The sequence below is a fragment of the Flavobacterium sp. RHBU_24 genome (assembly GCF_046613695.1).
GTDB lineage: Bacteria > Bacteroidota > Bacteroidia > Flavobacteriales > Flavobacteriaceae > Flavobacterium.
Genome location: NZ_JBKJHD010000004.1, coordinates 55,245 through 69,402, shown reverse-complemented (window position 1 = coordinate 69,402; position 14,158 = coordinate 55,245). Strand labels below are relative to the sequence as shown.

Below are 14,158 nucleotides of genomic sequence, written 5' to 3'. Positions count from 1 at the left end.
AAAAAGCCCGTAACGTAATTGTTGCGGGCTTTTTGATTATTTAAGCTAAATTGTATCGCCGTCATTTGGAGATATTTGCCATAAACTAAAAGCATAAGGGTTTTTAAGGGAATTGAAAGGCATTTTAAGTCACACGTTTCGAAATGCCTGTAGCTAATAAAAAAACCGGCAATCAGCCGGTTTCTAACTATTTACACAATGTTATTCTTTAGGCCCCTGGTTAAGGGTGCGAATCTGTTTAAGTTTCTCTTTCCAGGTTTTAAGCTCTTCCTTATGGCGGTCGATGCTTTTGTACACCTCTTTTACAAATGGATTGTCTGCTTTTGCGTTGCTTATAAATTGTATGTTGTTCTCCAGCTGGAATATTTCCGCCTGAACCTCATCAATCTTACGCATAATAAATATCTGCTCGTTTTCCAGTTTGCGGCTGTCGTCGCTTTCTGCCAGTTGCCCCAGCCTGTTGTTAAATTTAACCATATCGGTTTCCTTCTTGCTCAGGCTTAGCTTATCAAACAGCGCATCCAATATCTTATTGAATTTGCCTTCTATATGCCTGCGCGCCTGTGGTACCCGGCCAAAGCCTTTCCAGTTTTCAATATGCTGTTTTATGGCATCGAGGTCGGTTTTATGGTCGCCCGTAAGCTCAAAATCCTTTAGGCTGTCAAGGTATTCTTTCTTCTTTTCAAAGGCTTCAACTTCTTCGCTGTCAGCCGCGTTGCGATGGGCGTGCAGCCTGTCAAAATAATGGTTGCAGGCAGCTTTAAAGTCTTTCCATACCACATCGCTGTACTTGCGTGGTACATGGCCTATGGTTTTCCACTCGTCCTGTATTTGTTTCATTACCTGTGTAGTGGCAGCAAAATCGTCGCTATCTTTAAGCGAGTTGGCTTTTTCCACTAAGGCCAGCTTGAGGTTAAGGTTATGCTGCTGGTCTTTTTTAATGTCTTTATAAAACGAATTTTTAACCGTGTTAAAGTTGCGTACCGCAGCCTTAAACGCCGCCCAGGTTTCCTCATTAACTTCCTGAGGTACTTTACCCGTTTTAAAGAACTGGTCGCGGAGTGCTTCTATCTTGTCAATCTGGCCCTGCCATGAACCGTGTGAAGCTACTTTTTCGGCAGCTATGGCGTCAATTTGCGCAATAATTTCCTGTTTTGTTTTCAGGTTTTCGGTTTCAACCTCGCGGGAGCGGGCAAATAACCCTTCGCGCTTATCGTGCAGCTGGCGGGTAAGGTCGCTAAACTGTTTCCAGATCTCTTCGCGGTGCTCACGCGATACAGGTCCTATTTCTTCCTTCCAGATTTTGTGCAGCGCCTGCAACTCACGGAAAGCCTTATTTATATCCGTATCTTCTACAAGCTCTTTAGCACGCTCTACAATTTTTTGCTTTTGCTCCAGATTGTGCTTAAAGTCAAGGTCGCGGGCCTCGCGGTCAAGGTGCAGGTGGTCATAAAACCGCTCTATATGGAAATGGAAATTATTAAAAACGTGGTTGTATTTGTCCCTGGGTATAGGCCCGGCGTTTTTCCAGCGCTCGCGCAGGTCGTTAACCTGTTTTACGGCATCTTTAAGGTTATCGGCGCTGCCGTCTGCCAGGGCCTTAAGCTCCTCAACAATGGCAAGTCGCGCATCAAGGTTGCCTTTTTGGTCATTCTGCACCTTTTTAAAATGCGCGTTCTTTTTATCGCGGTACTGGTTGTAAAGGCCGTCAAACGTTGTCTTTAACGGAAAATTATATTCAAAATCCGTTGTGTCGCCGTTATTTTCAGCGGCAAAGGCTTCTTTCTTCTCCTCTATAAAATCGTTGTATTTAGAATAAAACTCCCTTTTAACCTCTTCAACACTGTTTTTTACCGAATTTATTTTATCGGTAGCAACCAGCTTCTGAAGTTCATCGGTAAGCGCCTCCATAGAGAATGCGCTGTAATCAGCCACTTCCTCCGCTTGGTCTTCTTCCTCGTGGTGCACTTCAATGGCAGCGGGCTCTTCGGTTGATGCAGCGGCATCTTCCGATGGTAGCTCTTCCCCCGAAGCTGATTCCACAGCCGTGTCAGCCGTTGGTTCCCCTTTTTCGGCAGCCGTTTCTTCGCTTGCCTCTTCAGCCACTATTTCTTCGGGAGCCACTATTTCTTCAGTAATAACTTCCTTAACATCGGCTGCTTCCTCAACGGGCGCTTCTTTTCCTTGAGCCGCTGCCTCTTGCTCGATAGCAGTTTCGGCCTCTACAACCTCCGGTTCAGCACTATCATTAGTATCAGTACCGGCATTAAGCAGTTCTTCAGGGGCAAAGGGCAGCTGGCCTTCGGTCTCACTGATGCTTTTTATATCATCCGCATCCTCAGGAAGGTCATCATTATCTACTGCTTTATTAGGGAAATAACCATTTTCAAAGGTGTCTCCTGCGCCTGTTATTCCGTTTCCGTCCGAATTTTGCAGGTTATCGTGTTTATCTTCTAACATTATTTAAATGCTTAAGGGGTTTACTGCTTTAGTCGCCGAAAGATAGTAAAGTCGGTTTAATATTCAAAGAAAAACATTAATTTCTGATAATTTTCTACAAATGAGAAAATTCCATAGTGTTGTCGTTCATCGTAATGTTAATCGTACAGAAATACAGGATTATGGGCAATCTAGTATATTAGGTTCGCTTTTATAAAATTACCGGCGATACTACTGCAAGACGGCAGTTTTGCCTTAAAAAGCAAGCCCCGCTATTTCTTAGAGCAGAAATAAGCGGGACTTAACAAACCAACCAACCAATTATTAATAAACCTCAAGAGGTTTATAATAAATATTTTAGCAACTTACGTGCCAAAGTGCAAATATAAGGTAATTTTAATAATCACAAATTTTGCTACTCAAATTAATCACAAAAAAATCTTACTAAAAATTAAAAGCCCTGAAAAATCAGGGCTTTTGTGTTTAAAAATTTTATTATTTTTTTTTACTGGCAGGAAATTATTTCTGCCTGCTGCCACCGCTTTGTGCGGGAGCATTACTTGTAGCAGGTGCTGCCGGGCGGTAATAATAGTTATCATTATCATCGCTATTGTCAGTATCTCCGTTATAGTTGTTTTGGTACCCGTTATTATAATTTCCGCCGGTAGTATCGTTATAAGCGGGCTGGTATGCATAGCCACGGTTATCGACATTTACATAACCGCGGGCATCTACAATGCGTCCCCTGTTGTCGTATATTAATTTCAACAGGCCTATCTGGTTAAGCGCAAACCGGTTATAGCTCATATATACGCTGCCTATGCGTTTTACCCGTCCGTTATAATCGTAGTTGATATACACATTGCCCACACGCCTTACGCGGCCGTTATAATCATGGTCTACACGCACTCCATGGCCGGCATTCTGGTAGCCGGGGGCACCATAGGTAGTATTTTGGTTAGCGCGCCTTGAAGGTTGTGCGGTGCGGTAATAACTACCACTGGCAACCGAGGGCTGGGTATTAAAATCCATCTCACCATTAGGGAACACCATAAACTCTATACCGCGTTCCATAAATATAACCGGCTCTGCATTGCGATAATCTACGGGATAATAATTGTAAGATATGTTGCCAGAAAATACATTTATTTCTGACGCTGTGGCCAGGCCACCAGTAAGGAATAATCCGGCAACTAAAAGTGTAATTGTTTTCATGACATTTAAAATTTAAAATTTGGTGCCTACTCTTTGCTTTTCGGCTTACGCAAACACTTTAACAGGCGTGTTTGATTAGCTAATTTCAAATGCCATGCCAAAACACTAAAACGTTGTAGTTAATTTTATCTAATTATTTATATATTTGATTTTTAGATGTTTAATTCTCTTTGTAGAGAAAGTAGGCGCACAAAATACCCACAACGATATGAAATATTGAGTCTATTATTACTAAAGTTTTATAATTTTTATAAGAGAGTATAAAACTAATTATAGGGCGCAGTACAATTTGGGATGCAAAGAGTAAAAACAGCAGTAAAAATGCCGTCGGGATAGTTGAAAAATCGCCACGCAAAGCCAGACGGAATGAAGTAGTTAGCCCGCACGACGCGCAACTAAGCCCCGCTTGTTTATAAATGCATTGTATATGGAAACCGTTAAATCGTACTATTGCCAGGCATGCTGCTACAACTAGCCATAGCAACAGGTTAATAGCATGGTAATCACCGTTATTGCCGGTTAAGGCTGTCTTCTGCCGGGGGGATAGTATCTTTAACACGCTGGCTGCTGATTATTAAAGTGTCAAGCATTTGTTCTGTTATTTGCTTTCCGGCTTCGTTTACCTCGCGGGTAATTTCTTCTTTTGCCTTAAACACTTCCCGGAAAGTTACATACTGGTATATCCCGACACCTATAGCGCAGGCCGAGACAATCATACCTGCCAACGATACACCGCTTTTTTGTTCCCTTGCCCTAAAAATAAAAAACGTAATGGCAGAGAACATGAATGCCAGCAGGGCGGGCCCCATAGCATAGCTACCCACACACGGGATAAGTGAAAAGAATAAGCTAAGGATGCCTATTACTAAGCCGACGATGGAAATTGGTTTTGGGTCGCCCGAAGTTTCTACGTAAGGTTTCATACCTGGATAATTGGTTATCAGGCAAAAATAGTATTTTATTTTTAACAGCCATAAGTTTATGGGTTTTCCTGCTTCGCTAAAAAACTGAGCGTATGTGCCTCTCCGCTTTTAATCAGCGACTGTTTTTGTGCTTCGCTCAGCTTTTTAATTTTTGGCGCAATACCCACCGATGACACTGATATTGTGCGCTGCCAGTCTTCTTCCGTAAGCTGGTTACGGTTAAGGTTTTCAAGCGTAAGCACATAAAAGGCCTGCATATAATCGCCCAGGTTATTAATGGGCACAGGCACTAAGGCTTTAGTATCTGCATCGCTTTCTATCTGTGCGTCAGAATCTATGCGCACACCAAGGGTTTTAGGGTTGGGTATGCGTATTTTGTGGTGGGAAGCATCGGTATAGATGCTGTCGAACATAAATATGGGGAAGTTGCCTATTATGCCGCCATCTACCACCACATCAAGGCCTTTGTGTTTTTTAGGCTTGTGGTAGACCCTTCCTTCGGCATCGATAAAAACGGCCTCAAAATATAAGGGAACCGACATTGAAATACGCACTGCATCTTTGACCTTCATATTGGGGTAGGTTTCCGCCGAGAGCACCAGCAACTTTTGCTTGTTAAGGCAGGTAGCCGTTACATAGAGTTGCTTAAAACCTGCTGCCTCTAGCTCTTTAAAAGTGATATTGGCATTACCGGTTTTGCCGGCTATTATTTTTTCGAGCCAGTGGGTAAACGCATCACCCTTGTACCAACCGAACTTTTTCTTCATCCGCGAAAACCCGCCTACAAACAGTAGCTCTCCATCGTTGAATTTCTCAAATTTTGTTGCTGAAATAATGCTGTATATCTCATCAGAGGTATACCCCAGCGATAACATCAACGATGTAATAGCACCCGCCGATGTGCCGCCCACTTTTTTAATGCCGGCTATCACATTCTTTTCTTCGAGCTGCTTTATCACCCCGGAGTAGGCTATGCCCCGGATGCCCGCACCTTCAAACACCAGGTTTTCTATAGACTGCTGCTGGGCAAAGCATGTAATATATATCATCAGGAGGCAGGGGAGGAGTGTTTTCTTCATGATGTGTTGCTTGGGTTCAGATACAAAACGGAACAATGTATCATTTATTTTCATCACTACAATGCCAACAGTATAACAAACAGCACTATAAACAGTATAAAAATCAAAATTGTAGTTGTTGCCGGGCGTTCATCGGTACTTTCGGCAGGTTTGCTTATCGTAAAATTTTGTGCCGTGCTATCCCGCTTGTTGCGCAGGGCAAGCTTTTCGGCAAACTTAGGGTCGCCATTGGCTAGTTTTTCCAGGCTGCTGTATAAGGTTGCCTTTGCCGCCTCATCAAGGAAAACGCAGCAGGTAAACACCTCGTCTGTAATAAGGTTGTTGGTAAGTATATCACGTTGCAGGATGAGGTACGTTATGGTTTTTTCGTTAAGCAAACCATTCAGCACCGTAAAAAGCGCTGTTTTGTTAATACGCCCGCCCGCGTTAAGCACCTGTGTTTTTATGCGCTGCACCCGGGTAAGGTAGCTAACCGGCGATGGCGCGCCCGGCTCGGTACGAAGGTTCCTGTAGGTAGTTTTGTACCCGCGGATGTAGTCGTACTCGTTACGCAGGGCTTCGTCAATTAGTGTGCTATACGCCACTGAAATTTCCTTAAAACGCTCTTCGCTTGCCCTGTCGCCGTTGTTTTTATCGGGGTGGTATTGTACCGCCAGTACCCGGTAGGCTTTTTTTATTTCGGCCTGCTGGCAAGTTGACGTAAGGCCAAGTATGTGGTAGTAGTCTTTCAAAAGTGAAATTTTCGGAAGGGCAATTTAGGGAATTTTTAGATTAATTATAGTAAGGTGGGATTGTATATTTAATTGGGGTAGGATTGGTTTCATGGTTTTATGTACTAACTCAGATTTTAGGTGAATATGGTTTTACGTAAATATCTACACTTTTTTATTTTATGTAAAGTGGACTTAAATCATTATTTTGCTTTAACCACTTTTCATATTCAGTCAAAGGTCTATCCCCGATATTTATAGAATATTCTATTCCCATAATAGCACAGATGAAATATAAATATTTATTCTCAATATACAGAAAATCATACTCATGTATTGTCTGAATAAACATATCTGAATTTTCATGTTTTACTTTTATGTTAGAGTCTTCATCATAAATTTTTCTAACCTTATAAGGCCAAAATTTTCCTTTCCCATATCTTACATAAGACCGTAATTCATCGAGTCCTTCATGATTAATAAAATCTTCATTCCAATCTGCAACTTGTTTAACTCGATCAGCGAAAGCCTCTAAAGCTATTTTACCAAGAAATCTTGATATATGAATATCTTTCATCTTTGGGACAGGTATAATGGGGACATAAAGCTTTTGAATTTTACCTTCGTATACTAATTGAAAAAAATCCCTGTTTAAAATATTAGCTTTTAAGTTCTCTTTATCACTATTTGTTATTTCAATATCTTTCATCTGGCTTTCATGAATTAAGAAAGCAGTATGTGATGGTAATTTGTTCTTCTTATTGAATATTAGATTGCGATGCCTTAAATTTTTAAAATATGGTTGTTCTAAAACTTTTCTCTCAATCTTTATTGCAAAATAATTATTACACTGGTCACAAACAATTCCAGTAGTTAAGACGTGGGACTTATTGCCCAAAGACTCAGGTATTATATGCTCGACGGATTTTGAATTATCTGAATTTCTTTTACAAAATATACATTTCATATGTTCTGATAAACATGTTTATAATAAAAAAAATCAGAGCAAGAAAACTCTTACTCCGATTATAAATGTACAAATATTTTCTTAGATTGCCACACTCCGCAAGCTGCGTTCGCAATGACAGGACGTGAAGAAAGGGTAAGATATCCGCAACGAATAACACATCCGAGTGAAGATCCAACTTTAAACCTGAAACCTGAAACAAATTATAACTTACTACGCAAATACTCCCCCGTAACACTTTTCGGGTTCTTAGCCACTTCCTCAGGCGTACCAAAAGCAACCAAATGCCCGCCGTTCTCGCCGCCTTCAGGGCCAATGTCTATGATATAGTCGGCACACTTAATCAGGTCGAGGTTGTGCTCAATAACAATGATGGAATGCCCTTTTTCAAGCAGGGCTTCAAAACTGGCCAACAGCTTTTTAATATCGTGGAAGTGCAGCCCCGTGGTAGGCTCGTCAAACACAAACAGTGCCTTATCTTTAGTAGCGCCTTTAACCAGGAACGATGCCAGCTTAATGCGCTGCGCCTCACCACCCGAAAGGGTAGAGGAGCTCTGCCCCAGCTGTACATAACCCAACCCAACATCCTGTAACGGCTGCAGCTTGGTCATGATCTTGGTTTGCTTGTGCTCGGTAAAAAAGACAACCGCATCATCAACCGTCATGGTCAGGATGTCGTCTATGTTTTTATTTTCAAAGGTAACTTCGAGTATCTCTTTTTTAAAGCGCTTGCCGTTGCAGGTTTCGCACAGCAGGTGCACGTCGGCCATAAACTGCATCTCTATGGTAACTTCACCCTCGCCTTTGCAGGTTTCGCAACGGCCACCGTCTACGTTAAAGGAGAAGTGCTTGCTTTGGTAGCCGCGCACCTGGCTCAGCTTTTGCTTTGCAAACAGGTCGCGGATGTCGTCATACGCCTTAATATAGGTAACCGGGTTAGAGCGCGAACTGCGGCCTATGGGGTTCTGGTCTACGTACTCAATGTGCTTAATGTGGCTGTAACTGCCGCGGAGTTCGGTAAACTGTCCGGCTTTTTCGCCTACGCCTTCCAGTTGCTTTTGTATGGCTGGGAACAATATCTTCTTAACCAGCGTACTCTTGCCACTGCCCGACACCCCGGTAATAACCGTAAGGCAGTCCAGCGGAAAAGTAACATCTATGTTTTGCAGGTTGTTTTCGCGCGCGCCGATAACCTCTACATGGTGCTTAAATTTGCGGCGTTTTTTTGGAACACTTATTTCGAGCTCGCCGTTGAGGTATTTCGCGGTAAGCGAATCGGATTTTAGTATCTCGTCATACGTGCCCTGTGCAACCAATTCCCCGCCATGCGTACCGGCCTCAGGGCCAATGTCGATAATCATATCAGCCTGTTTCATGATGTCTTCGTCGTGCTCTACCACAATAACGGTATTGCCCAGGTCGCGAAGGCCTTCCAGCACCTTTATAAGGCGCTCGGTGTCTTTTGGATGCAGGCCTATACTCGGCTCATCAAGGATATACATACTGCCCACAAGGCTGCTGCCCAATGACGTAGCCAGGTTAATCCTTTGGCTCTCACCACCTGATAGTGTAGCCGACTTACGGTTCAGCGTCAGGTAATCAAGGCCCACTTCCTGCAAAAAGCGCAGGCGGTTGTTTATTTCCACCAAAAGCCTTTTGGCTACTTTGGTATCATATTCGTTCAGTTCCAGTTGCTCAAAGAAGGTAACCAGGTGCTTGATCGGCTGGTCTACCAGGTCGCTAATGGTATGGTCGGCAATTTTTATATAATTGGTTTCCGGGCGCAGGCGCTTGCCTTTACATTCGGGGCATCTGGTTTTGCCACGGTAACGGCTCAGCATCACGCGGTTTTGTATTTTATAGTTCTTTTCTTCCAGTTCCCTAAAAAACTCGTTAAGCCCGGTAAAATATTTATTGCCTGTCCAAACGAGTTGGCGGTCGCTCTCACTCAGCTGAAAATACGGCTTATGCACGGGAAAGTCAAACTTATGGCTGGCCTTAACCAGTTCGTCGCGGTAGTAGCCCATGCTTTCGCCACGCCATGGGTAAATAGCGTTTTCGTATATAGACAGCGCCGTGTTAGGTACCACCAGTTCTTCATCAATGCCTATAATACTGCCGTAACCTTCGCACGATGGGCAGGCGCCGTACGGGTTATTGAAGCTAAACAGGTGTACGTTAGGCTCAACAAATGTTACGCCATCAAGTTCAAAATTATTGCTGAACGGCAGGCGGTTACCCGAGCTTACTTCCTGAAGGAATGCTTCGCCCTTGCCTTCATAAAAAGCGGTTTGTACGGCATCGGCAAGGCGGTTATAGAATTCCTCTTCGTCTTTCACTACAATACGGTCAACCACCAGCAGCACCTCTTTATTGGTAAAGTCTACCCCGGCAATATCATCAAGGCGAAGGGTTTCGTTATCAACCAAGATACGGGCAAAACCCTGTTGTAGCAGGATGCCTAACTTCTCTTCTATGGTACGGCCTTTCTCGGTATGCACAGGGGCGAGGAGCAGCCAGCGGCTGTCCATTTCAAAGCCCTTTACGGTATTTACAATATCGGTTACGGTATGCTTCTTAACCTCACGCCCCGAAACGGGGGAGTAGGTGCGGCCTATGCGCGCGAACAGCAACTTAAGGTAATCGTAAATTTCGGTGCTGGTGCCGACGGTACTGCGGGCGTTTGTGGTATTTACCTTTTGCTCTATGGCTATGGCGGGGGCAATGCCCTTAATGTACTCCACCTTAGGCTTATCAAGGCGGCCCAGGAACTGCCGGGCGTAGGATGATAAGCTTTCCACATAGCGGCGCTGGCCTTCGGCGTAGAGCGTGTCAAACGCCAGGCTCGACTTGCCCGAACCCGATAACCCTGTAACCACCACCAGCTTATTGCGCGGTATGGCTACGTCTATGTTCTTAAGGTTGTGCAGCTGCGCACCTTTTATCAGTATGTTTTTCTTAGGTTCTAAGGTAGAGAAATCCGTCTTTATCATGGCAAAAATGTAATGTGCGAAGATACGGTTTTATGGGGAGATTTTTGTTAAGGGATTGAGAAGATAAAATGGGTTTTAATGGAACGCGGATGACACGGATTTTAGCAGATGGACACGGATTTTTGAAAGGAATGATTATATTTGATGCAATCAACCTGAATACAATGAATAAAGAATTAGAGAAATTAGCACCTTCGAAAAGAAGTGCAGCAAAAAATATTTACGCAAGCTTTCAAATACTTAAAGATGCTGGTGGTGAACTCCCAGGTAAACAAGTTATTGAGAAGATTAGAGATATTGAAGACCTTACAGAATGGGAAAAACAGATTTATGAGAAAACAGGTTACGTTCGTTGGGAATCCATACTTCATTTCTATACTATTGATTGTATTAAAGCTGGTTTTCTGCGCAAAAATAAGGGGATTTGGTATTTAACAGAAGAAGGTGAAAAGGCAATATCTTTAGGCCCTGTAAAACTTTTGGAAACGGCATCTCAATTATATAAGCATTGGGCCGCAAATAATAAAGGTAAACAGGCCAATGATTCTGAAGTAGTTATTGAGCTTGAAGAAAATAAAACTCAAACTCAAAAGGCAAATTTAGATTTACTGGAGGATCAGGCTACTGCGGGAATTAAAGACTTTATAAGAAATAAAAATCCATATGAATTTCAGGACATGGTTGCAGCATTATTGCGAGCCATGGATTATCATACTCCATTTGTCTCTCCAAAAGGTAAGGATGGTGGATTAGATATAATAGCTTACAATGATCCTTTAGGTGCTACAACTCCTAGATTAAAAGTTCAGGTTAAACACAGGCCTGATTCTTCTGTTCCTGTTGATGATATAAGAAGCCTTACAGGTTTATTAAATAAAGATGGAGATGTTGGTTTGTTTATTACGTCTGGCCAATTTACATCTGAATCTATCAGAACGGCCAGAGAAAGCCATCGGCACATAAGACTTTTAGATATTGACGAATTTATTGAACTTTGGCAAGAGTTCTATATTAAGATGACCGATGAAGATAAAAACAGGTTGCCTTTACATTCCATTTATTTTCTAGGTAGTAACGAATAAATCGTGTCACTCGCGTTCCATTTATTTATGAACAACGAACCCCTAACAAACAAACAATACATCCTCGAGCGCATCCCCGGTAAGGGTGGGTGGACGTATGCTCGAATAGATGATATACCGCGGGATAAAGGCGTTCCCTTTGGCATGGTTAAGGTTAAGGGAAGTATTGATGGATTTGAAATAGAAACCTGTAGTATTATGCCCATGGGCGATGGCGGGCTGTTCCTGCCGGTGCGGGCGGAGATTCGCAAGGCCATTAAAAAGGAGGAGGGCGACTACGTGCATATTATATTGTATAAAGACGACGAACCCTATAAAATTCCCGAAGCATTGCAATCCCGGCTGGAGGAGGCCGGCGTGTATAAACACTTCCTGAAACGCAAGCAATTTGAGCAGCGCCTCTGTGCCCGCTGGATTTACTCTGCTAAGCGGCCGGAGACGGTTAACGAGCGCATCATTAAGACTGTATACCGCCTGCAACGCAATGAAAAGATTATCTAGTATACATAAAACTGCTAAAATTGCGATAGCGAAACGTTTTCGTTTGCTGTTACTACTGCGTTTACATTGCCTTAACAAATATTATTGCGCAATTTTTGTTAAAATTTAATTTGGCACTTGTTTTTTAAGATTTAATTATATTATATTTGGCATATCATTAATTCTTAATTAACAGAGCCTATAAGCGAAAACTTTACTTTTTAGAACCGTGGACCAACGCGGTGTGTATTACCAAAATTCAAAAAACGCTAAAAAGTATTGCTATGGCTAATGTTGTAATCCCTGATGCTGTTCTGGTGAAAGATTATATGGGCGGAGACGAAGGTTCTCTATCTATATTAATAAAGAGGCACCAATCTAAAATTTACGGTTTTATTTACTCTAAGGTTTCTGACAGGGATATCGCTGATGATATCTTTCAGGATACTTTTATTAAAGTAATAAAAACGCTGAAATCGCAATCCTATAACGAAGAGGGTAAGTTTTTGCCATGGGTAATGCGCATATCGCACAACCTTATTGTAGACCACTTTCGCCGTAACAAAAAAATGCCCATGTACCGCGAAACAGAGGAGTTTTCTATCTTCTCTATCATGAGCGATAACAGCCCTAACATAGAAAGCCAGATTATTACTGAGCAGGTGGAGACCGACCTACAGCGCCTTATTGAGGAGCTTCCGGCAGACCAGAAAGAGGTGCTGCAAATGCGCATGTACCAGGACCTGAGCTTTAAAGAAATAGCCGACCTTACCGGTGTGAGCATCAATACCGCGCTGGGCCGTATGCGCTACGCGCTGATGAACCTGCGTAAAGTAATTGATAAAAACAAAATTATTTTAACCAATTAGGCAATATGGGTTGTTGTTTTGCGTTGTAGTGTTATAAAGATAACAAATAAACACAGCTTCATGGCAAAACTCTACTCTCAAACAAAACCTACTGAACAGGTTATGCTGCCTAAAAAAGAAACAGTTGATTTTTTATTAAGCTTTTCCAGATCACTTACAATTGTGAGGACGGAGAACGGCATTTACGAAAATATTGCTAATTAATTTTCCTTGAACCTCCCGCGATTTATTTACGGGAGGTTTTTTTATAGTATTCTTCAAGCACTGTTTTGCGGCCTATGGTGGCGGTAATAATATCCTTGCTTAAATCCCTCCGCATGCGGGGCAATATTGCCTACCATACCATTATTTGCAAGTGCAGGTCGTTCCAGCGGTTTTTAGGGAACAGCTTTTTGTTGTGGCCATTATTCTTTTTTCAGCCATTCTTTGGCAAGCTTTTTACTTTTTTCCACGCCTAATCCTTCTTCATACATCGTTGATATAAAATATTTTGCTTCGGTTTTATCATTCGCATCGCCGTTTTCGTAGGCTGCGGTTAGATATTTCATAGCCTGCCCATAATCTGGTTTGTCTTTTTTGTAATAATACAAAATTCCCATTACCCGCATATGGAAGGGATATACAGTAAAATCTTTATCCAGTTTTTCATACCAACTGAGTGCTTTACCATAATCTTTTGTTACCCCCAGTCCTGCAAAATACATTGTTCCTAATGCGCACTTTGCCTGGTTATTGCCTTTTGCTGCCGCTTTTTCTAACCAATATTTTGCTTCAGGATATTTTTGTGTTTCATAATATAATGTTCCAAGGTTATTCATTGCAACGGTAATTTTTCGTTCAGCTGCTATTTTGTAATATTTTTTAGCCTCTACCTGATTTTTCTCAACACCTTTTCCGTCTTCGTAGCACCATCCTAAAAAAGTTACAGACCAGAGATTTCCTTTTGCCGCCGATTTTTTGTAGTGACTGTATGCCTTGTCATACTCATTTTTTTCCCGAAATTTTCCTGCCAGTTCATAATCTTCGTCCCCATCCCATTTGCCGGTAGCGGTTACATATTTTTCTATGGTATTTATTTCCCTAAACTTATCTTCGTCTAAATCTTTTGCTTCGGCCGCAAACTGCATGTATTTTTTAACCTCATCATCAAGAAGTTTTCGTGCATCCGCATTTTCATAATCTATGGTTTTATCCAAAGACAAGATAAGCAGATAACTCACTTTTGGGGTCCATTTTCCTAATAATTTTTCAGCATCCCTTAAATGGGCTACTGCTTTTTCGTAATCTCCTGTAGTAAAAGCGGTTTCGGCATCTTCATATTCTATACGGGCTTTCATATCATTTTGTGCGAACACAGTTGCAGAGATAAAAAGGACTAATAATGTAATGATTTTCATCGCG

General features: G+C 42.2%; 12 protein-coding genes and 2 pseudogenes. 4 read left to right on the top strand and 10 right to left on the bottom strand.

Features of this window, described 5'->3' with window-relative positions; translation table 11 throughout:
* Positions 1–201: 201 nt before the first annotated feature.
* The 8 genes and pseudogenes from ACLI09_RS05985 to uvrA form a co-directional block, all read right to left on the bottom strand.
* Complete coding sequence (locus tag ACLI09_RS05985; protein ID WP_411418689.1) at positions 202–2,460, bottom strand: DUF349 domain-containing protein; 2,259 nt, start codon at positions 2,458–2,460, stop codon at positions 202–204.
* Positions 2,461–2,958: 498 nt separating this feature from the next.
* Positions 2,959–3,654 (bottom strand): hypothetical protein, encoded by a 696-nt coding sequence (locus ACLI09_RS05980; RefSeq protein ID WP_411418688.1) that lies wholly within the window; start codon positions 3,652–3,654, stop codon positions 2,959–2,961.
* A 509-nt stretch (positions 3,655–4,163) separates the two neighbouring features.
* Complete coding sequence (locus tag ACLI09_RS05975; RefSeq protein WP_411418687.1) at positions 4,164–4,577, bottom strand: hypothetical protein; 414 nt, start codon at positions 4,575–4,577, stop codon at positions 4,164–4,166.
* A 56-nt stretch (positions 4,578–4,633) separates the two neighbouring features.
* The gene (locus ACLI09_RS05970) at positions 4,634–5,656 is read right to left on the bottom strand and encodes a patatin-like phospholipase family protein (protein WP_411418686.1); all 1,023 of its coding nucleotides are present in this window, start codon (positions 5,654–5,656) and stop codon (positions 4,634–4,636) included.
* A gap of 56 nt (positions 5,657–5,712) precedes the next feature.
* Positions 5,713–6,387 carry a J domain-containing protein gene (locus ACLI09_RS05965; protein ID WP_411418685.1) on the bottom strand — a complete coding sequence of 225 codons (675 nt, stop codon included), beginning with the start codon at positions 6,385–6,387 and terminating at the stop codon, positions 5,713–5,715.
* A gap of 154 nt (positions 6,388–6,541) precedes the next feature.
* On the bottom strand, positions 6,542–7,075 hold the full coding sequence (locus ACLI09_RS05960; RefSeq protein ID WP_411418833.1) for a hypothetical protein: 534 nt from the start codon (positions 7,073–7,075) through the stop codon (positions 6,542–6,544).
* Between the two features lie 111 nt (positions 7,076–7,186).
* Positions 7,187–7,333, bottom strand: a pseudogene (locus ACLI09_RS05955) (HNH endonuclease); the annotation flags it as partial.
* A gap of 203 nt (positions 7,334–7,536) precedes the next feature.
* Positions 7,537–10,326, bottom strand: a complete 2,790-nt coding sequence (uvrA, locus tag ACLI09_RS05950; RefSeq protein ID WP_411418684.1) for an excinuclease ABC subunit UvrA — start codon at positions 10,324–10,326, stop codon at positions 7,537–7,539.
* An 89-nt stretch (positions 10,327–10,415) separates the two neighbouring features.
* Between uvrA and ACLI09_RS05945 the strand changes: the two genes are divergently transcribed.
* The 4 genes from ACLI09_RS05945 (at position 10,416) to ACLI09_RS05930 (ending at position 12,961) form a co-directional block, all read left to right on the top strand.
* Positions 10,416–11,408 (top strand): restriction endonuclease, encoded by a 993-nt coding sequence (locus ACLI09_RS05945; protein ID WP_411418683.1) that lies wholly within the window; start codon positions 10,416–10,418, stop codon positions 11,406–11,408.
* Between the two features lie 27 nt (positions 11,409–11,435).
* Positions 11,436–11,909 carry a DUF1905 domain-containing protein gene (locus ACLI09_RS05940; RefSeq protein ID WP_411418682.1) on the top strand — a complete coding sequence of 158 codons (474 nt, stop codon included), beginning with the start codon at positions 11,436–11,438 and terminating at the stop codon, positions 11,907–11,909.
* Positions 11,910–12,172: 263 nt separating this feature from the next.
* Positions 12,173–12,757 (top strand): RNA polymerase sigma factor, encoded by a 585-nt coding sequence (locus ACLI09_RS05935; protein ID WP_411418681.1) that lies wholly within the window; start codon positions 12,173–12,175, stop codon positions 12,755–12,757.
* A 60-nt stretch (positions 12,758–12,817) separates the two neighbouring features.
* Positions 12,818–12,961 (top strand): hypothetical protein, encoded by a 144-nt coding sequence (locus ACLI09_RS05930; protein ID WP_411418680.1) that lies wholly within the window; start codon positions 12,818–12,820, stop codon positions 12,959–12,961.
* A 22-nt stretch (positions 12,962–12,983) separates the two neighbouring features.
* On the opposite strand, the pseudogene ACLI09_RS05925 reads toward ACLI09_RS05930, so the two are convergent.
* Both ACLI09_RS05925 and ACLI09_RS05920 read right to left on the bottom strand, forming a co-directional pair.
* Positions 12,984–13,151: pseudogene (locus ACLI09_RS05925) on the bottom strand (endonuclease III); the annotation flags it as partial.
* Between the two features lie 10 nt (positions 13,152–13,161).
* Entirely contained in the window at positions 13,162–14,154 is a 993-nt protein-coding gene (locus tag ACLI09_RS05920) for a tetratricopeptide repeat protein (protein WP_411418679.1), read from the bottom strand.
* Between the last annotated feature and the right edge of the window lie 4 nt (positions 14,155–14,158).